Here is a 19,348-nt window from a genome sequence, read left to right as displayed (position 1 = left end):
AAGCTCTGAAATCGTCATGTGTCGAAGCCCTCAAAGGCTCCGAACATCGTCCTTCACGCCGATCACCGAAAGGTGCCGTCGGGACATCGCTTACGACCATCAAACGGGTCTGTTTCCATCTGGTCTTCGGTATCAACTTCCCAATCGAGCCTTTCCTTGAACACCCGAAACCTGAGCCCGTGCATCTCTTTGAGCTCGCTTGCGAACTCGTCGTAAAGGTCTGGTGTTATCAGCTGCATCATGGTCGCCTCCGTGCGGGATGTGTTCCCGCCATCGAAGGGCAAAGCCGGCAGCGATGCAGCCTGTAGAGGTTTACAGCTATCGTGGCCGACGAATCAGGATCTCGCCTGGCCGGAGGCAGCCAGTCGTGCAACGGCCTGGTTGATCGTTCGAACGCCAAGCTTTGCCTTGGCGTTTTCCAGATGAAAGGTCACGGTGCGCTTTGAGACGCCGAGAAGCTGGCTGATAACCCAAGCCGACTTGCCGCGCGCCGCCCATTTCAGGCACTCGAACTCCCGCGGGGTGAGCGTTACACCATCCACCACGCGATCGTCGGCGAGCCTGCGCCGGACATGGATATGAAAGTTGATGGCCACCAGCTGCAATGCTTTTTCGTAACGTGTCAGTGACCGCAACAGAGGCGGGCGGGACTCGTCGGAAGCAAAGGTCAGGGCAGCAAACCGGCCGCGATGATCATGCATGGATATCGTCAGGCCGCCGCGGATGCCAAACTCAGCCGCACTCTCCAGAATTTGTTGCTGCGAATTCGGCAGACAGTGCCGAGCGCGATCCACACCCCAATCAAAGGTATCCCAGCCTTGCAGCCCGCGCAGGATGACCGGATCAAGACTGTGGTACCGCTGTTGCAGATAACGTGATGTCCAGGATGAAGGATAGTTTGAGATCAATTGCGGGGCGTCGCCGGGGGCCGACGGGTAAGTGAAATAGGCGAATAGCGGAAAATCGAAGCCGGCTGCAGCGGATGCCATTGCCTCACGGAGATCGGCAGCATCAACACTTGCAGACAGTTGCTCAACGAAGTTCTCAAACACGCGATGCATTTGCGCTTTGCGTAACCTCCGTGATCGCTCGATGCCAGGCAGAGACCTTGTTTTAAACGATCCCGGACGGATACAGCGCGTGCCGAGAACCCCGTTAATCTGTTGAAACCCGTGATATTCTGACGTTGTCTATGAGCCGTGTGCCGCCGAGCCAGGCCGCGACAAGCAAGCGTGCAGGTCGGTCAAGGCTTGTCATGGGTCGCAGATCTGCCTCGTCGCGAAGTTCCAGGTATTCGACCTCGCGATAGCCTGCAGCCAGAATTGCTGCGCGCGCTTCGGCAAGCGTTGGCAGGACGGGCGAGCCGCGGGCAAGCCGCTCAGCCGTCTGGAGCAAGACCGATGGTAGCTCGGGGGCAACAGCACGCTCTGCTGGCGAGAGCCGGACATTGCGCGATGATAGTGCAAGACCGTCGGCTTCGCGGACTGTCGGACAAGGAACAATGGTGATTGGAATATCCAGGTCCCGGGCCATACGCCTGACTAGCTGAAGCTGCTGAAAGTCCTTTTCGCCAAAGAAGCCGAAGTCAGCGCTGGTCTGCAGGAAGAGCTTGGCGACGACGGTCGCCACGCCATCGAAATGTCCCGGCCGGAAGGCACCGCACAGGCCCTCGCTGACACCGGACACCGAAACGGTCGTGGCGAAGGCCGCCGGATACATCTCCTCTGCGTCCGGCGCATAAAGCAGGTGCGCGCCAAGCGGTGCCAGCTTGGCGGCATCCTCGTCCTCGGTGCTCGGATACGCGGCGAGATCGGCCTGGCTGTTGAATTGCTTCGGGTTGACAAAGAGCGTCACGATCACCCGGTCGGCCTTCTCGAGTGCCGCGCGCACCAGGCTGAGATGACCCTCATGCAGGACGCCCATCGTTGGCACCACGGCAATCCTCACGCCCTCGCGGCGCCATGCGGCGACGATTTGGCGAAGCTGGGCAACGCTCCTGACAATCGGCACGCTCACGCTGCTTCTCCGCTCTTGGTGGCGTCCCCGTCGGCGGGCTTGGGCGCATCGGCAAACACGTGCTCGGCGGCCGGAAACTGGCGCTCCTTCACTTCCCGCGCATAGGCCGCGATCGCAGCCGCAGCGGCCTCCCCCAGTTCAGCATAGCGCTTGACGAATTTGGGCCGGAAGTCGCCGAAGAGGCCCAGCATGTCGTCGACGACGAGAATCTGGCCGTCACAGGCTGCCGAGGCACCGATGCCAATGGTCGGGGTCGCCACCTCCCCGGTGATCCGGCGGGCGAGCGCCTCGGGAACCTTCTCCAGCACGACCGCAAAGGCGCCCGCTTCGCTCACCGCAAGCGCGTCGCGCCTGATGCGCTCGGCATCCCCGCCTCTGCCCTGCACCCGGTAGCCACCGATGGTGTTGATCGCCTGCGGCGTCAAGCCGACATGGGCCATGACCGGCACGCCGCGCGCGGCGAGGAAGCCGATCGTCTCTGCCATCGTTTCGCCGCCTTCGAGCTTGACGGCCGCGCAGCCGGTCTCGGCCATGACGCGCGCGGCATTGCGGAAAGCCTGCTCGGGGCTTTCCTCGAAGGAACCGAACGGCAGGTCGACGACCATCAGCGCCTGCTCGAGGCCACGGCGCACGGCCTGGCCGTGCGTGATCATCATCTCCAGCGTCACACCGAGCGTGGAGGGCAGGCCGTGGAGAACCATGCCGACGCTGTCGCCGACCAGCACCACATCGCAATGGGGATCGACAAGCCGGGCGACTGGCGTCGTGTAGGCGGTAAGGCAGACGAGCGGCGTCCCACCTTTGCGCGAACGAATATCCGGCGGTGTGATCGCCTTGGTGTCACCAAACGCACTCAATGGACCCTCCTTCCCCAACGTTACCAACCGCGGGTGTCGCGTTTGCCACATTTTTGTGCAAGTGCGAAGAGCTAAAAATGGCCGTGCAGCTGTGCGGTGTTGACGTGCGGACAGGCGCGCTTACACTTAAATCGATTCAGGCGCCCCCGAGCTGGCCAACCACTTTCGCGAACATGGACGATCAGGCAAAAGGACCCCGGAAAGACAGAGCCGCCGTCAAGGCCGACGAAGTCAAAGTGGACCTGATCGCCGTTGTCGTCGCCGTAAACGACAGTGAACCCTGTGTCCTCACCATCGGCCAGGCGGACACCCTGCCCTCCGGACCATTTGCGCTTGAGCACCGATCGCTGCAATCCGGTTTGAGGGGGTGGGTCGAGCAGCAGACCGGCCATCCGCTGGGGTATATTGAGCAACTCTACACCTTCGCGGATCGGGATCGCATCGGCGCCGAGCGCCAGCAGCGCGTCATCTCCATCAGCTATCTCGCATTGACCCGCAAGGAACAGGCAGCTGGCTCGCCCAAGTGCGGCTGGCAGAGCTGGTATGAATATTTTCCATGGGAGGACCACCGCTCCGGCACGCCTCCGGTCGTGCTGGACGTTCTGCGACCGCGCCTGATTGAATGGGCAGACGGCGTCAGCGACGTGGCCACGCGACGTGAACGCTGGCAGCGGGCGACGATAGCCTTCGGCTTCGACGACCGCCTTTGGAACGAGGAACTCACGCTTCAACGCTATGAGTTAGTCTACGAAGCAGGCCTGGTCCAAGAGGCCGGAAGCGGACGGGACGCGACGCTGCCTCCGCTGGTGCCCAGCAAGTCTATGGTCGCCGATCATCGCCGCATCGTGGCGACCGGCATTGCGCGGCTGCGCTCCAAGATCAAATACCGGCCGGTCGTCTTTGAGCTGATGCCGCCGGTCTTCACGCTTTTGCAGCTGCAGCGAACCGTGGAGGCGCTTGCCGGCAGGCTCGTGCGTAAGCCGAACTTTCGCCGGCTGATCGAGCAGCAGGAGCTGGTCGAAGAGACCGGAGAGGCAACCGCGGAGACCGGCGGCCGGCCAGCGAAGCTTTACCGGTTCCGCCACGCCGTTCTCGACGAGAGGGTCATCGCCGGGACAAAATTGCCGCTGGCGCGGGGTTGACATCGCTTATACTCACAGCAAGTATATGCTGGTTATTTTCAACTAGAGTATAAGCTGGAGGGGTCGATGAGCGCCATGCTGCCTGCGACCGCGTTTCTCTACGAGCGCGTCCGACGAGTGATCCCGCCGATCGAATGGCCGGCTTTCGTCGAGGATATCGAGGCGATCCTTGCACTGAAGCGCGAGCGCAACGCCATCATCCTGGCGCACAACTATCAGACCCCCGAGATCTTCCATTGCGTGGCCGACATCGTCGGCGACAGCTTGGCACTGGCCCGCACGGCTGCGACGATCGAGGCGCAAGTCATCGTGCTGGCCGGCGTACATTTCATGGCCGAAACGGCCAAGCTGCTCAATCCGCAAAAGACGGTGCTCATTCCCGACCTGCGGGCAGGCTGTTCGTTGGCGGAATCGATCACGGCAGAAGACGTGCGCTTGATGCGCCAGCGTTATCCCGGCGTGCCGATCATCACTTATGTCAACACGTCGGCCGAAGTGAAAGCCGAGTCGGATATCTGCTGTACATCCGGCAACGCCAAGGCGGTCGTCCAATCCCTTGGCGTTCCCCAGGTGATCATGTTGCCGGACGAATATCTGGCCCAGAATATCGCCGCCCAGACCGATGTGCAAATCATCGCCTGGAAAGGGCATTGCGAGGTGCATGAGCGCTTTACACCGGCCGACATCCGCGAGTTGCGCGAAAGCCATCCCGGCGTGATCGTGCTCGCGCATCCCGAATGCCCGCCCGACGTCGTGGCTGAAGCAGATTTTTCCGGCTCGACCGCTGCCATGTCCGACTATGTCGAAAGGCAAAGGCCGGCACGTGTCGTGCTGATGACGGAATGTTCGATGAGCGACAACGTCGCGTTAGCGCACCCAGAGGTCGAGTTCATCCGGCCCTGCAATTTGTGCCCGCACATGAAGCGGATCACGCTTGCCAACATCCGCATGGCGCTCGAGCAGAACCACCATATCGTAACCATCGAACCCGGGATCGCCGGGCGCGCGCGGCTTGCGGTCGAACGGATGCTGGCAATTTGAGCGCCGATGTCCGCAGCTTCCTCGGGCGGCCCATCATCATCGGCGGCGGCATCGCCGGACTGATGACCGCGCTTCAACTGGCGCCGGAGCCGGTGCTGCTTCTGTCCAGGACGCTGTTGGGAGCTGACAATTCGAGCACCTGGGCACAGGGTGGTCTGGCTGCAAGTTTCGGCGAAGACGACGATCCGGAACTGCACCTGGCCGATACGCTTGCCGCCGGGGATGGTCTCTGCGACACAGACGTGGCGAGCCGCATCCTCCAAGCCGCGCCCAAGGCGATAGAGGGGCTTGCGGGCTTTGGGGTTCCCTTCGACCGTACGTCGAAAGGATCACTGTGCCTCGGATTGGAGGCCGCACACAGCCGACGTCGCATCGTTCATGCGCATGGTGACGGCACCGGGCGTGAGATCATGCGTGCCCTGATCGCGGCTGTGCGTTCCACTCCGTCGATTGTTGTCGTGGAGGGCGTGGAAGCGCGCCGACTGGCGGTGCGAGAGAATGCGATCCGAGGCGTCTGGGCGAGCGGTTCGATCGGACCTGTCTTCTTCGGCTCACGGCGGGTCGTCCTCGCCACCGGTGGGATCGGGGGACTGTTTCTCGACACCACGAATCCTTCGGGCAGTTGCGGACAGGGCCTGGCGCTTGCGGCCCGCGCTGGAGCTGTCCTTGCCGACCTCGAGTTCATCCAGTTCCACCCGACCGCGCTTGACGGCCCGGAACGCCCTATGGTGCTGCTCAGCGAGGCCGTCCGCGGCGAAGGTGCTGCCCTGATCGACGAAACCGGCCAGGCTTTTCTCCAGAGCGTGTCAGGGGCGGAACTTGCGCCTCGTGATGTCTTGGCGCGCGCCGTCTGGAACCATCTTGCCAACGGCCACCGTGTTTTTCTCGACGCGCGGCAACGGCCTGGCCCGGAATTTGCTCGACACTTCCCGACAATCGCATCAGCCTGTCGTGGAGCCGGCATCAATCCCGCGCGCGATCTCATCCCCATTCGTCCGGCCCAACACTACCACATGGGTGGCGTTGCCGTGGACGGCTCCGGTAGGACCTCCGTCAAGGGGCTGTGGGCCTGCGGCGAAGTCGCTTCGACAGGACTGCATGGCGCCAACAGGCTCGCCAGCAATTCCTTGACCGAGGCCGTCGTGTGCGCGCGCTGGGTCGCTGAAAGTGTCGCCGGAACGCCTGCTCGCAGAACAAAGCCTGCGTTTGCGGACGTTTACCCATCGCCCGCTCCGACCCCCGTGCGTGTTTTCCTGTCGCGCGCACTCGGCATCGTCCGGGATGGTGAAGGTTTGAAAGCAGCCGCACGCGCCTTATTGCCGCTCGCCGAAAGCAAGGACGCGGCCTCGGATGCGGCGGCTGTCGGGCTAATGATCGCGGTTGCCGCCTTGTTGCGCCAAGAAAGCCGCGGCGCTCATTACCGGACAGACTTTCCTCATCATGCGACCGTCGCCCGACGGTCCGAAATCACCCTCGAAGCCGCCTTGGCCGCTGCGCGGGAACTCGGACACTCGCCAAGCCTCGAAGGGGCAAAGTGATGACGCTCTCACCGCTTCCCACGGTCATGCTTGAGCCGCTTGTAAGGGCAGCTCTTCTTGAAGACCTTGGCAGAGCCGGCGACTTGACCACGGAGGCCATCGTCCCGAAGGAACGCCAAGCGGGAACCGTGCTGGCGGCGCGCCAGTCCGGAGTTGTCGCCGGCCTCGATCTGGCGATGCTCGCTTTCCGCTTGATTGATCCTGATATCGAAATCTCGGTGGAGCGGGCAGACGGCTCCAATGTCATGGATGGAGAGGTCATTGCATCAGTGGTTGGCCCTGCCCGGGCCATTCTCACAGCCGAACGGACGGCACTCAATTTTTTGTGCCATCTGAGCGGCATCGCTACAGCAACGGCATCGATCGTCGCTGCGGTTCGTGGATATGGCGCGAAGATCGTCTGCACGCGCAAGACGACGCCCGGATTGCGGGCAGTCGAAAAATACGCCGTGCGCGCAGGTGGCGGATCCAATCACCGCTTCGGCCTCGACGACGCAATTCTGATCAAGGACAACCACATCGCCATCGCAGGCGGCGTTCGCCCGGCGCTCGAGCGAGCACGAAGACGGGCCGGTCATCTCGTCAAGATCGAAGTCGAGGTCGATACGCTGGCCCAGTTGGAGGAGGTACTTGGCTTCGCTCCCGATGCCGTTCTGCTCGACAACATGTCCCTCGCCGATCTTCGCCGCGCCGTCGCAATCGTTGGCGGCCGTGCTATCACCGAGGCTTCTGGCGGGATCGCATCCGATACAGCGCGAGCGATTGCCGCGACCGGCGTTGATCTGATTTCAGTCGGCCGACTGACCCACAGCGCGCCGATCCTGGATATCGGCCTCGACTATTGGGGCCCATGATTGCCTGAGGGACGAACAGGATCGAATCAACTGTCCTTTCCGATCGTCATCAAACAGACAGCAAAGCAAGGCAGAACCGGAGGAACAGCATGGACATGCAAACAGCCAGTCCAACGCAGACATCGCCACAGGCTCAAGCCCCTGACCCTGGAGCGTGGACCCTGGAGAAGGCTCGGGCACTTCACGATGCCCCCTTCAACAATCTCCTCTTCCTCGCGCAAACCGTGCACCGCCAGAATTTCGATCCAAACAAGGTCCAGCTCAGCCGGCTGCTCAGCATCAAGACGGGCGGATGCCCGGAGGATTGCGGCTATTGCAGCCAGTCGGCGCATCACGAGACCGGCCTGAAGGCGTCGAAGCTGATGGAGGTCCGGCACGTCGTCGCCGAAGCGAAGAAAGCGCGTGACGCCGGCGCCACCCGCTATTGCATGGGCGCGGCCTGGCGAAACCCCAAGGCGCGCGACATGGATGCGGTGGTGGCGATGGTCGAAGGCGTCAAGGCGCTGGGCATGGAGACCTGCATGACGCTCGGCATGCTCGATCGTGAGCAAGCCGCTCGACTGAAGCAGGCTGGTCTCGACTTTTACAACCACAACATCGATACGTCGGAACGCTACTATAGCGAGATCATCAGCACGCGGAGCTTTGCCGAGCGGCTCGAGACGCTCGAGCACGTTCGCCAATCCGGCATCAAGGTCTGCTGCGGCGGCATTGTCGGCATGGGCGAGGAGCCGGTGGACCGGATCGGCATGCTGGTGACGCTGGCCAACCTGCCGGAACATCCGCAAAGCGTTCCGATCAACATGCTGATCCCGATCCCCGGCACCCCGCTTGCCGACGCCAAGCCCATCGAGCCGATCGAATTCGTACGCGTGATCGCGCTGGCGCGCATCATGATGCCGAAATCGCATATCCGTCTTTCCGCCGGCCGTACGGCCATGACCGACGAGATGCAGGCGCTGTGCTTTTTTGCCGGCGCCAACTCGATCTTCGTCGGCGACACGCTGCTGACGGCGGACAATCCCGGTGAGGACAAGGATACCCTGCTGTTCCGGCGCCTTGGCATCGAGCCGATGGAACTCGAGGCGCAATGAACGGGGCACCGCTTGCCCGCTATGAGGCGACCTTGCAGGGACTGGCGCGCAAGGACCGGCTGCGGACGCTGAAGCCGCGCGCCGGGCGCGACTTCTCGTCGAACGACTATCTCGGGCTTGCCGCCTCCAAAAGACTTGGCGAAGCGGTTGCGGCGGCGATTGCGCGGGGCACGTCGGTTGGCGCCACCGGGTCGCGGCTGTTGCGCGGCAATGCACCGGAACACGAGCAGCTCGAGGCAGACGCGGCGGCATTCTTTGGAGCCGACCGCGCGCTGTTCTTCGGCAGCGGCTACATCGCCAACTTCGCTCTGCTGACTGCGCTGCCGCAGAAGGGCGACCTTTTGGTCCTCGATGAGCTCGCCCATGCCAGCATGCATGAGGGGGCACAGGCCGGACGTGCCGAGTTCAAGCTGGCCGCGCACAACGACGTCGATGCTGTCGAGGACGCGATCAAGCGTTGGCGCGCCGAAGGCGGCATGGGATGCGTCTGGATCGCGGTGGAAAGCCTTTACAGCATGGATGGCGACTGCGCGCCTTTGGAGAGCCTGGTCGCGCTTGCCGATCGGCACGACGCATTCATCGTCATTGACGAGGCGCATGCCACCGGCGTCTGGGGACCGGACGGCCGGGGGCTGGCCGCCGCTTTCGAGGGCCGCGACAACATCGTCGCGCTCCACACCTGCAGCAAGGCGCTCGGCGCATCTGGTGGGCTCGTGACCGGGCCGAGGACACTGTGCGAGTATCTGATCAACCGTTGCCGGCCATTCATCTACGCCACCGCGCCATCGCCGCTGATGGCGGTCGCGGCGCGGGAAGCGCTCGCAATGCTCGCCGACGAGCCTATGCGGCGTGTTCAGCTGCATGAGCGGGTCGCTTTCGCGAGCCGCCAGTTGGCCGATCGCTGCGGCGTAAAGCCCAGCGGCTCGCAGATCCAGCCAGTTGTCATCGGCGACGTCAGCCGCACCATGGCAGTGGCGGCGCGCCTGCAGGGCCGCGGCTTCGACATACGCGGCATTCGTCCGCCGACCGTGCCCGAGGGCACGTCGCGGCTGCGCATCTCACTGACGCTCAATATCGGCGAAGCCGACATTTCCGCCATGGTCGAGGCGCTCGTCGAGGTGTTGGCTCAGACATGACCGGAGGCGACATGACCAAGCGCATCGTCATCACCGGAACAGACACCGGAATTGGCAAGACGGTGTTTTCGGCCGGGCTTGCCGGCCTGCTTGACGGTTTCTACTGGAAGCCGGTGCAATCGGGCCTCGACGGCGAGACCGACAGCGAGGCGGTTGCACGGCTTGCCGGGCTTCCGTCGGGGCGCGTGCTGCCGGAAGCCTACCGCTTGAAGAGCCCGCTTTCGCCGCATCGTTCGGCCGAAATCGACGACGTTTCGATCGAGGCTGCCGATCTTTCGTTTCCGGTCCTGCCGACACCGCTCGTCATCGAAGGCGCCGGCGGGCTGATGGTGCCGCTGAACCGCCGGACAAGGTTCATCGACATATTCGAGCAATGGCACTTGCCGGTCATTCTGTGCGCCCGCACCGCGCTCGGAACAATCAATCACACCCTGCTGTCGATCGAGGCCCTGCGGGCGCGCGCTATCCCGCTGGCTGGCATCGCCTTCATCGGCGATGAGATGACCGATACGCAACGGACGATTGTGGAATTCGGCGACGTGCCGCAACTCGGCAGGCTGCCGCACCTCGATCCGCTGACGGACAAAACGCTGAGACAAGCGATGATTGCCGGCTTCGACCTCGCTTTGATTGCCGGAGGCGGATGATGCCGCAATCCCGTGTGTGGCATCCCTTCACCCAGCACGCGCTCGAGCCGGCGATCCCTGAAATCGTCCTGACTGAAGGCGCGTATCTCCACAAAGCCAATGGCGCGCGCATTCTGGACGCCATTTCCTCCTGGTGGGTCGTCACCCATGGCCACCGCCATCCCCGCATTATAAAGGCGATCGAGACGACCGCCTCGAGCCTCGACCAGATCATCTTCGCAGGTTTCACGCACGAGCCTGCCGAATGCTTGGCCAGGGCGCTTGTCGGGCTCGCTCCCGCCGGACTCGACTGGGTGTTCTATTCCGACAGCGGCTCGACCAGCGTCGAAGTCGCGCTGAAGATGGCGCTCGGCTATTTCCGCAACATCGGCGCGCCGCGCTCGCGCATCGTCGTCATGGAGCACAGCTATCATGGCGACACGATCGGCACGATGAGCGTCGGTGCTCGTGGCGTGTTCAACGCCGCCTACGGACCCTTGCTGTTCGAGGTCGACACCATTCCCTTCCCGGCCGCCGGCCGCGAGCAGGCAACGCTGGATAGATTCGAGGCCGTCAGCCGCGACCGGCGCGCTGCCGCGCTGATCATCGAACCGCTCGTGCTTGGCGCCGGCGGCATGCTGATGTATCCGGCGTCGGTTCTGTCCGAATTGAAGAGGATCACTGAGACCTCCGGCACGTTGCTGATCGCCGACGAGGTGATGACCGGCTGGGGGCGTACCGGAACCATGTTCGCCTGTGAGCAGGCGTCCATCTCACCCGACATCCTGTGCACCTCGAAAGGCTTGACCGGCGGCATCATCCCGCTGGCCGCCACACTCGCCACCGATGCCATCTTCCAGGCTCACTATTCCGAGGACCGGAAGAAGACGTTTTTCCACTCGAGTTCCTACACGGCCAATCCGATTGCCTGCGCGGCAGCACTCGCCAATGTCGAGATCTGGCGTGACGAGCCAGTGGCCGAGCGGATCGCCACCCTGAGCGCGAGGCAGGCCGCCGGCCTTCGGCGCTTTCGCGACAATGCCAACTTCACCGACAGCCGGACGATCGGCACGATCCTGGCTCTCGACCTGCGCGCCGGCTCTGCCGGCTATCTGGCCGAGATCGGACCTAAGCTGCGGGCATTTTTCCTCGAGCTCGGGCTGCTTGTGCGCCCGCTCGGCAATGTCCTTTATCTCCTGCCGCCCTATTGCATCACCGGCGACGAGCTCGATCGGCTCCATGACGCCATCGAGGAGGCCGGCGAACGCTTCGGCTCAAAGCCATGAGCAGGTCGTCGCGCCTTCTCGGGTTTGGCCATCATGCGCCTGGGCGCAAAGTGGCGAATGCCGAGATCGAGAGCGATCTCGGGCTCGAACCCGGCTGGATCGAGCGGCGTACTGGAATCCGGTCGCGCTTCTGGGCAACGGACGAAGACACGCTGTCTGGTCTTGCTGCGCAGGCCGGCGCCATGGCGCTGGCCAGCGCCGGCATTGCGCGCAACGACATCGGTCTGCTGCTGCTTGCCACCTCGACGCCCGATCACCTCCTGCCGCCCAGCGCGCCCCTGGTCGCACATCGGCTGGGGCTCGGCCGCGCCGGCGCTGTCGATCTGACCGGCGCCTGCGCCGGCTTCATCTATGCGCTGATGTTTGCGGACGGATTTACCCGCCTGCACGGCAAAGCGAGCCTTGTTATCGCCGCCAATATCCTCAGCCGCCGCATCAATCCCTCTGAGCGCGCCAGCGCCGTGCTGTTTGCCGATGCCGCCGGCGCCGTCGTGATCGGTCCGTGCGAGGATACTGATCGGGGGATTCTCGGTGCCTCCGTGGATTCGGACGGCTCGCGATACGGCCTGATCCAGATTCCCGCAGGAGGAAGCAACATCCCGTTCCACGGTGACCTCGACCTCGCGCAAACCCGAATGACGATGACCGACGGCCGCGAAGTGTTCGCAAAAGCCGTCGAGATGATGACCGATTGCTCGATAAGCGCCCTAGCCGCTGCCGGAGTGCGACCACAGGATGTCGACCGGTTCGTGCCGCATCAGGCCAATGCTCGCATTTTCGATGCTGTCGGGAGTAACCTCGGCATAGCGGATCAAGCAATTGTCAAGACGATTGCCGAATACGGCAACTCTTCGGCCGCGACGATCCCGCTCTCACTGTCGCTCGCCAATCAAGCGGAGCCGTTTCGGCCGGGCAAGAAAATACTCCTGGCGGCGGCAGGTGCGGGACTCAGCGGCGGGGCGCTCGTCGTCGGGATTTAGCCCAGCGAAGCTGCTCAACATCAGGACTGACTTTGTGAGATGAATAGGACAACGGGACCAATGCGAAAAATAGTCGCCGGCAAGCTGCACGGCATCCACGTCACCGAAGCAAACCTCAACTACCACGGTTCGATAACGCTCGACCCTGACCACTGCGAAGAAGCCGGGATCCTGCCAATGGATTCGTGGAGACATGGAGCAAGACTTCCGGCGCGCGAATCTCGACCTATGTCATCCTCGGCGAGCGCGGCTCTCGATGCTGCATCCTCAACGGCGCGGCCGCCCGGACCTGCCAGCCCACTCCATCTATCTGGACGAAGCGCGCATTCCTCTCTGAAGCCGCGGATCGTTACGTTCGTCATCAACAATGTCGTTGGCTTCTCGCCGATGGCAATGCGCTGACGCGGACGGCGTTGACGACTACATCGGCAGGGGCGCTTCAGCAGAACTTTCGCCGGTTGATGGAGCAGCAGGAACTGGTGGAGGAGACCGGCGAAAGTGCTTTTGACACCGGGGGTCGGCCGGCGAAGCTTTATCGCTTCCGCCACCATGTCCTCGACGAAACGGCGGTCGCCCGGACAAAATTGCCGCTGGCGCGGGCTTGACATCCTTTATACTCAACGTAGAAATATACCCTTATAATCAATTCGATTATAACGAGAAATTCATTCGCACCGTCCGAACCCACGGTCTCGCTCGGGAAGCCCGTATGAGTGGATCGAAGTGATCTTGGAAATGAAACGCCCGAGGACGGGCTTTCAACCTTTGTCGTGAAGGAGGTGCCGCGCGAGTGGGCCAATGCCTTGCGGCAACGGTGAAGGATGTATACCGCCAGTAAACGCATGCGTCAAAGTCGCTGTCGAATGTACAGTTCGTCTAAATGTGCGATACGTTCGATTTGTGCAAGTAACACTTGGAAAAGTGTTGCATAAAAGAAACGTCTAATTATATAAAGCTGGCAAGCTAAACTTTAAACTTGCACAAATGAGCATCGCGGATAGCGTCCCACTGTGAAGCGTGCACTGCGATGTGCGTCTGTTTCGATCGTGGGGGGCAAGACGGTCGTCAATTGATGTTCTTCCCTTTTTATTGAGAGGCAAAAGTTGAAGCCGCAAGACGGCTGCTAGGTTGCGCGCATACGAAAACGCAACACATCGCCGTCCCCCCAACTTCATGTCTTCAACGCTCTTTCGGAGGCTTGCTGAGGGAATGCTAATTGGGAAAGCCAGATATGTCCGCGTCGAGTGATCTTGGGGATGAAAAGCGCCAGACCGAGCTTTCAAGCTTTGTCATGAGGGAGGTGCAGCGCATTCTTGCCCAATGCGATGAGGCGAAGCAGGGTGACAAGGCTGCTGTTGCGCCTTCTGGTTCTCCTTCCAACGAATTGACCGTCGTGGCCGCCGAATTTCTTGGTAGGCTCGAGGCCGAAGCAGCGCGACGGCTAAACGCCCAGGCGGGTGAGATCGCTTCGCGACCACGGGCAGCCGATCATCCGCTCGGGCATCCGGTTCTGAAAGATTGCCCGAGAGAAGGCGCGCGCATTGCAGAATGGGCCGGTCCAGTTGCGGGGTCGACGCATCTCGAGAGACGTTTTGGAATACCGCGGTCCACTTTGTATTGGTGGCAGCGACACAATGATGTGGTTGCCTTTCGGAGAGGCTCCCGTAAGCATGTATTTCCCCTAGCTCAGTTCATCGACGGCAGGCCTATGCCCGGAATCAGGCAGGTCCTTTCCTCGATCTCCGATCCCAGACTGGCTTGGCTGTGGCTGATCAGCCCCTCGCCTCTTCTCAAGGGTCGCGTCCCTATCGAATTGCTCAGAGAAGGTATGAACACAGAAGTTGTTACATCCGCCGCCCAGGCTGTTTCTCTGATTGAATCTATCTGACAATTGGCCGGATGCCGATGGCTGTCCGCGCATTATGTAAGTGCGCACAAGCAGATGTACCAATTGTGCGATTTGTGCAAATGTATAGTTGTTCAATTTGTGCAAGTAATACAATAGATTTAGTGGCAATAATGCAACGGATACTTCTATATATGGTTGGCAGACGGAATTTGAACTTGCACTAATTCGCTCAGCGAATAGCGTTCGAGCCGGGAAGGATGCATCGCGATGCGCATCTTTTTCGATCGTGGGGACAGGGAGCGGTTCGTCCATCGACGTCCTCGCCCTTTTCAAATCATTGAATGGAGATCAATTATGAACATCAAGAGCCTTCTTCTCGGCTCAGCTGCGGCTCTGATCGCAGTTTCCGGCGCCCGCGCCGCCGACGTGGTGACCGTCGCCGAGCCGGAACCGGCTGAATACGTCAAGATCTGCGACGTGTACGGCTCGGGCTACTTCTACATCCCCGGCACCGAGACCTGCCTGCGCATTGGCGGCTATGTCCGCTACGACATCGGCGTCGGCGACGTTGGATCCTACGACGGGGCGCGGACCCACGACGTCCAAGACGGTAGCGACCAGGGTACCTGGCGCAAGAACGCCCGCTTTGACCTAAGGACTTGGACCGGCCAGGAAACCGAACTCGGTACTTTGAAGACATACACCGAGACCAAATTCAATTTCGGTAACCGCAACGCCTATTCGGGTCCCGACAGTCCCCAGAACTATGCCTTCAACAAGGGCATCACACTGAACTTCGCCTGGATCCAGCTTGGTGGCCTGCGCGTCGGTAAGGACGAATCGGCCTTCGATACGTTTATCGGCTATGCCGGCAACGTCATCAACGATACGCTCGTTCCCTACGGCGATTTCGACACCAACGTCGTGCAGTACTACTTCGACGCCGGCAATGGCTTCTCCGCCGTGGTATCGCTCGAAGAGGGGTCTGGCGTCGTCGGCACGATCGACAGCTACGTTCCGCATCTTGTCGGCGGCGTGAAGTACACGCAGGGCTGGGGCGCCATCACCGGCGTCGTGGCTTACGACAGCAACTACGAAGAGGTAGCCGGCAAGGTCCGCTTGGATGTAAACGCCACCAACGAACTGTCGCTGTTCATTATGGCTGGCTATGGGACCGACGACAACCTAACCGATGGGACCTACGCTATTCCTGCCGGCGGTCGCGGCTTCTACAAGCAGTGGGGTGGCAACTGGGCCGTCTGGGGCGGCGGCACCTACAAGTTCAACGAGAAGACCTCTTTCAACCTTCAGGCGGCGTATGACGAGTGGAAGAACCTCGGCATCGCCGCCAATGTCGCCTACGATATCGTTCCTGGTCTGACGATCACGGCCGAAGTCGACTATCTCCACGCTGGCAAGTTCGGGGATGTGGACTTCTCTAACTGGACCAATGCCGACAAGAAGAACAGCGTCGGCGGTCTCCTCCGCTTCCAGCGCTCGTTCTGAGGATTGAAGAGCCCGTTGCCGCGTTCGAAGCAGTAACTGTGAGCCTAATTTGCGGCTGAACCATTGTGGTGAGGCTTGTAGAGGTTTCGGCGAATTGCTTGATCACGGACCTCCAATCCGAGCATTTCGTCGATGAGAAGGGCGCCCTGTTCCCGGGCGCCCTTTTTTAAGGGTTATCATCAGACTCTCTCCCGGGGGAACTGTGGGTAAGAAACAACGCATCGTCCTGCAGGCAGCTGTTTTGGCGTCTGCCTTTGGCTTTTTTTTGCTGATCCTGATCCTGCAGATGGTCAGTTTTTTGGTTGACTAGGCACGCGCAAGCGGGATGGATCGCGCAGAGACACGCGGACGTTTTTTTCGCAAGCGAAACCCCGACGACCTGATGGGGAGTCGCGCCAGCAGGGTGGGCGCCACGTCCAGTGCCACCGACCATGCGAGATGCCGATTGTTGGCGCGTCTGTCAGTTCGCGCGGCCATATTCATTCTGGTGCCGATCTGTTGCCTTTTCTGCTTTTCCCATGCGTTTTAGGCCGAGCCATTTGTGAAGCGGGCGGTCAATGGATCTGCGCCTCGCGATTGCCTGCCGTTGCCTGGTTGATCTGGGCGGCATAATCCGAGAGCGAACGCTGCAACCGCGGTTCGAATTGCGCGAAGTTGAACCGGACTTCATCCGCCGTCAGGAACTGGTGGGTTGCGCCGGGAAAGCCGGCGACCATCACAAGGTCGCCTTCCTTGACGCCTTCACAGGCTATGGGTAGCCAACTCTTCGGCCGGTAGGGCACGTTGTCGCGCGCATATGGCCGGGAGGAACCATCAGGAGCGACATAGGCGCGATAAAAGCCGAAGTCGCCTGTGTGGCGCGGCCACATCCAATTGTCCGTTTCGCCGCCGAAGGTTACCGATGCCGAGCGCGGGCGTATAGACAAGGCGCACGTCCTCGATTTCGAGCTTCTGCAGGAGATAGTAGGAGGCGCCGCCATAATAGGCCCCTACGTCGCAGCGGCGATTGGGCTGTCCCTCACATGCGGCGATCAGGGCCTTGCGGTTCGTGGCGAGCCGCTCATAGCGGGCAAACCCGTTCAGCTTGTCCGAGACGCTCTTGAGCATTTCGGCGGTCACATCCCGCATGTCCTCGATCACATAGATTCGGCTGCCTGGCGCCGCGGGCAATTCTTCACCCAGGGCTCTTCGCCAGAAAGCCGTCTGTGAGATAGTCCTGGCCCTCCTTGCTGTGGTATTGGATGGATTCGAACACGCAGTGACGATTGGTTGCGACCAGCCCTTGTGGACTGACGAACGAGGCGGAGCATCCGCCCAGTGATACGATCGCGTTGAGCGGGGCAGCGTCCAGACGGCCCAGGTGGGCGGGATCGATCTGGAGCCCATCCGCGCGCATGGCCGCGCCCACTTCCGCAGTCTGGCCCGGCATCCACATACCTTCGTCCGCCGACGTAGCCGTAACCGTCCAAAGCAAGGCGATGGCAGTTGCTTTGGCCAAACATTTCAAATTCGAGTTCATGCTGACTGTCGCTCTCATCTTGCCTCCTGTTCTCCGCAGATTGGATTGGTGACCATCGGGTGGCCGGGTCCTGGCGCCCGCGCGGCGGCCACACCGTAAAGACCGAGTGGACCGTTAACGCAGGAATCCTGATGGCGCTCACCTCTCATTATATCGGTCGCGCGCAATGTTTGCGGATCATCCGCTGCACCGATCGTGCCAAATGAATAAAGCCTTCAGTTGCAAATGGTGAGCCGCCCCATCCATGTCCGATCTCCGACGTCGTTCACGTAAAAGGCTCGGTGCTTCCACGCTCGTTTGCTCTTCGCCCGTCCCTCTTCCGTCTTGACTAGCAGGAGCCTACGGCCTATCTCACTGCCGCGTTAGCACTCGCTTCTGGTGAGTGCTAAACACGCTCCGGCAACGGAGAACCGTTCAACATCCGCACCAGGGAAATCCAAAAATGGCAAAGTCGAATTTCCGGCCGCTGCATGACCGCGTGGTCGTTCGCCGGGTCGAGTCCGAAGCGAAGACCGCCGGCGGGATCATCATCCCCGATACGGCTAAGGAAAAGCCGCAGGAAGGCGAGATCATCGCCGTCGGTTCCGGCGCCCGTGACGAGGTCGGCAAGCTCGTCCCGCTGGACGTCAAGGCCGGGGACCGCATCCTGTTCGGCAAGTGGTCGGGCACCGAAGTCAAGCTCAACGGCGAAGACCTTCTGATCATGAAGGAAGCGGATATCATGGGCGTCATCGGCTGACACGCCGCCGCCTTTCATCCGCACCATCCAATCTGAATTTCGGGCGAAATGCCCAGGAGTAAAAAATGGCTGCCAAAGACGTAAAATTCTCCCGTGACGCTCGTGAGCGCATGCTGCGCGGCGTCAACATCCTCGCCGACGCGGTGAAGGTCACACTCGGCCCCAAGGGCCGCAACGTCGTCATCGACAAGTCGTTCGGCGCGCCGCGCATTACCAAGGACGGCGTCACCGTCGCCAAGGAAATCGAGCTTGAAGACAAGTTCGAGAACATGGGCGCGCAGATGGTCCGCGAAGTTGCTTCGAAGACCAACGACATCGCCGGCGACGGCACCACGACCGCGACCGTTCTCGCACAGTCGATCGTCCAGGAAGGCCACAAGGCGGTTGCCGCCGGCATGAACCCGATGGACCTCAAGCGCGGCATCGACCTCGCCGTCGCCGACGTCGTCGCGACGCTGATCAAGAACGCCAAGAAGATCAAGACCTCGGAAGAAGTTGCCCAGGTCGGCACCATCGCCGGCAATGGCGATGTTTCGGTCGGCTCGATGATCGCGGAAGCGATGCAGAAGGTCGGCAATGAGGGCGTCATCACGGTTGAGGAAGCCAAGACCGCCGAGACCGAGCTCGAAGTCGTCGAAGGCATGCAGTTCGACCGCGGCTATCTCTCGCCCTACTTCGTCACCAACGCCGAGAAGATGGTTGCGGATCTGGAAGACGCTTACATCCTTCTCCACGAGAAGAAGCTCTCCAACCTGCAGGCCATGCTGCCGATCCTCGAGGCTGTCGTGCAGACCTCGAAGCCGCTGGTCATCATCTCGGAAGACGTCGAAGGCGAGGCCCTGGCCACGCTGGTCGTCAACAAGCTGCGTGGCGGCCTGAAGATCGCCGCCGTCAAGGCGCCGGGCTTCGGCGATCGCCGCAAGGCCATGCTGGAAGACATCGCCATCCTCACCGGTGGCCAGGTCATTTCCGAAGACCTCGGCATCAAGCTCGAGAATGTCGGCCTCAACATGCTCGGCCGCGCCAAGAAGGTGTCGATCTCCAAGGAGAACACCACCATCGTCGACGGCGCCGGCAAGAAGGCCGAGATCCAGGGCCGCGTTGCCCAGATCAAGCAGCAGATCGAGGAGACCACCTCGGACTACGACAAGGAGAAGCTGCAGGA

At 61.5% G+C, this 19,348-nt stretch carries 19 protein-coding genes and 3 pseudogenes; 15 read left to right on the top strand and 7 right to left on the bottom strand.

Going from position 1 to position 19,348, the window contains the following annotated elements; all coding sequences use genetic code 11:
* Nucleotides 1–95 precede the first annotated feature (95 nt).
* The 4 genes and pseudogenes from NKH12_RS25900 to panB form a co-directional block, all read right to left on the bottom strand.
* Nucleotides 96–242 (bottom strand): annotated as a pseudogene (locus tag NKH12_RS25900) (acyl-homoserine-lactone synthase); the annotation flags it as partial.
* Nucleotides 243–335: 93 nt separating this feature from the next.
* Complete coding sequence (locus tag NKH12_RS25895; protein ID WP_352474702.1) at nt 336–1,061, bottom strand: LuxR family transcriptional regulator; 726 nt, start codon at nt 1,059–1,061, stop codon at nt 336–338.
* Between the two features lie 94 nt (nt 1,062–1,155).
* A complete protein-coding gene (gene panC, locus NKH12_RS25890; protein WP_352955742.1) occupies nt 1,156–2,016 on the bottom strand; it encodes a pantoate--beta-alanine ligase in 861 nt (286 codons plus the stop codon).
* The gene (gene panB / locus NKH12_RS25885; RefSeq protein ID WP_352458526.1) at nt 2,013–2,873 is read right to left on the bottom strand and encodes a 3-methyl-2-oxobutanoate hydroxymethyltransferase; all 861 of its coding nucleotides are present in this window, start codon (nt 2,871–2,873) and stop codon (nt 2,013–2,015) included. The genes panC and panB overlap by 4 nt, the downstream gene beginning before the upstream one ends.
* A 173-nt stretch (nt 2,874–3,046) precedes the next feature.
* Here panB and NKH12_RS25880 point away from each other — a divergent pair, with 173 nt between their 5' ends.
* The 13 genes and pseudogenes from NKH12_RS25880 to NKH12_RS25820 all read left to right on the top strand — a co-directional run bounded on the left by NKH12_RS25880 (nt 3,047) and on the right by NKH12_RS25820 (nt 15,925).
* A complete protein-coding gene (locus NKH12_RS25880) occupies nt 3,047–4,015 on the top strand; it encodes an NUDIX hydrolase (RefSeq protein WP_352955745.1) in 969 nt (322 codons plus the stop codon).
* A 66-nt stretch (nt 4,016–4,081) separates the two neighbouring features.
* The gene (gene nadA / locus NKH12_RS25875) at nt 4,082–5,056 is read left to right on the top strand and encodes a quinolinate synthase NadA (protein ID WP_352508058.1); all 975 of its coding nucleotides are present in this window, start codon (nt 4,082–4,084) and stop codon (nt 5,054–5,056) included.
* Nucleotides 5,053–6,594 (top strand): L-aspartate oxidase, encoded by a 1,542-nt coding sequence (locus NKH12_RS25870; protein WP_352779622.1) that lies wholly within the window; start codon nt 5,053–5,055, stop codon nt 6,592–6,594. Before nadA ends, NKH12_RS25870 begins: the two co-directional genes overlap by 4 nt.
* Complete coding sequence (gene nadC, locus NKH12_RS25865) at nt 6,594–7,448, top strand: carboxylating nicotinate-nucleotide diphosphorylase (RefSeq protein ID WP_352779624.1); 855 nt, start codon at nt 6,594–6,596, stop codon at nt 7,446–7,448. The genes NKH12_RS25870 and nadC overlap by 1 nt, the downstream gene beginning before the upstream one ends.
* A 95-nt stretch (nt 7,449–7,543) precedes the next feature.
* Entirely contained in the window at nt 7,544–8,542 is a 999-nt protein-coding gene (gene bioB / locus NKH12_RS25860) for a biotin synthase BioB (protein WP_352955744.1), read from the top strand.
* Nucleotides 8,539–9,678, top strand: coding sequence for an 8-amino-7-oxononanoate synthase (locus NKH12_RS25855; RefSeq protein ID WP_352955741.1), 1,140 nt, complete (start codon nt 8,539–8,541; stop codon nt 9,676–9,678). The genes bioB and NKH12_RS25855 overlap by 4 nt, the downstream gene beginning before the upstream one ends.
* An 11-nt stretch (nt 9,679–9,689) precedes the next feature.
* On the top strand, nt 9,690–10,325 hold the full coding sequence (gene bioD / locus NKH12_RS25850) for a dethiobiotin synthase (protein WP_352955740.1): 636 nt from the start codon (nt 9,690–9,692) through the stop codon (nt 10,323–10,325).
* A complete protein-coding gene (locus tag NKH12_RS25845; protein ID WP_352955743.1) occupies nt 10,325–11,590 on the top strand; it encodes an adenosylmethionine--8-amino-7-oxononanoate transaminase in 1,266 nt (421 codons plus the stop codon). Before bioD ends, NKH12_RS25845 begins: the two co-directional genes overlap by 1 nt.
* The gene (gene bioZ, locus NKH12_RS25840) at nt 11,587–12,570 is read left to right on the top strand and encodes a 3-oxopimeloyl-[acyl-carrier-protein] synthase BioZ (RefSeq protein WP_352955739.1); all 984 of its coding nucleotides are present in this window, start codon (nt 11,587–11,589) and stop codon (nt 12,568–12,570) included. Before NKH12_RS25845 ends, bioZ begins: the two co-directional genes overlap by 4 nt.
* Nucleotides 12,571–12,630: 60 nt before the next feature.
* Nucleotides 12,631–12,939, top strand: a pseudogene (locus tag NKH12_RS25835) (aspartate 1-decarboxylase); the annotation flags it as partial.
* A 29-nt stretch (nt 12,940–12,968) separates the two neighbouring features.
* Nucleotides 12,969–13,175, top strand: a pseudogene (locus NKH12_RS25830) (NrtR DNA-binding winged helix domain-containing protein); the annotation flags it as partial.
* A 626-nt stretch (nt 13,176–13,801) separates the two neighbouring features.
* Nucleotides 13,802–14,458 carry an antitoxin Xre/MbcA/ParS-like domain-containing protein gene (locus NKH12_RS25825; protein ID WP_352955738.1) on the top strand — a complete coding sequence of 219 codons (657 nt, stop codon included), beginning with the start codon at nt 13,802–13,804 and terminating at the stop codon, nt 14,456–14,458.
* A 315-nt stretch (nt 14,459–14,773) separates the two neighbouring features.
* A complete protein-coding gene (locus tag NKH12_RS25820; protein ID WP_352955737.1) occupies nt 14,774–15,925 on the top strand; it encodes a porin in 1,152 nt (383 codons plus the stop codon).
* Nucleotides 15,926–16,479: 554 nt separating this feature from the next.
* Here NKH12_RS25820 and NKH12_RS25815 read toward each other — a convergent pair.
* Genes NKH12_RS25815 through NKH12_RS25805 form a run of 3 tightly spaced genes read right to left on the bottom strand, consistent with a single transcriptional unit; the run spans nt 16,480 to nt 17,462 of the window.
* The gene (locus NKH12_RS25815) at nt 16,480–16,794 is read right to left on the bottom strand and encodes a S46 family peptidase (RefSeq protein WP_352955736.1); all 315 of its coding nucleotides are present in this window, start codon (nt 16,792–16,794) and stop codon (nt 16,480–16,482) included.
* Nucleotides 16,739–17,095, bottom strand: coding sequence for a S46 family peptidase (locus NKH12_RS25810; protein WP_352955735.1), 357 nt, complete (start codon nt 17,093–17,095; stop codon nt 16,739–16,741). The genes NKH12_RS25815 and NKH12_RS25810 overlap by 56 nt, the downstream gene beginning before the upstream one ends.
* Before the next feature lie 4 nt (nt 17,096–17,099).
* Nucleotides 17,100–17,462: a S46 family peptidase gene (locus tag NKH12_RS25805; protein WP_352955734.1), complete on the bottom strand. Its 363-nt coding sequence runs from the start codon at nt 17,460–17,462 to the stop codon at nt 17,100–17,102.
* 424 nt (nt 17,463–17,886) lie between these two features.
* On the opposite strand from NKH12_RS25805, the gene groES reads away from it, so the two are divergent.
* Nucleotides 17,887–18,183, top strand: a complete 297-nt coding sequence (gene groES, locus NKH12_RS25800) for a co-chaperone GroES (RefSeq protein WP_352458515.1) — start codon at nt 17,887–17,889, stop codon at nt 18,181–18,183.
* Nucleotides 18,184–18,248: 65 nt separating this feature from the next.
* On the top strand, nt 18,249–19,348 hold a 1,100-nt coding region (gene groL / locus NKH12_RS25795), incomplete at its 3' end, for a chaperonin GroEL (protein ID WP_352955733.1).

The organism is Mesorhizobium sp. M1322, assembly GCF_040318085.1.
GTDB lineage: Bacteria > Pseudomonadota > Alphaproteobacteria > Rhizobiales > Rhizobiaceae > Mesorhizobium.
This window is presented reverse-complemented; position numbering and strand designations above follow the sequence as displayed.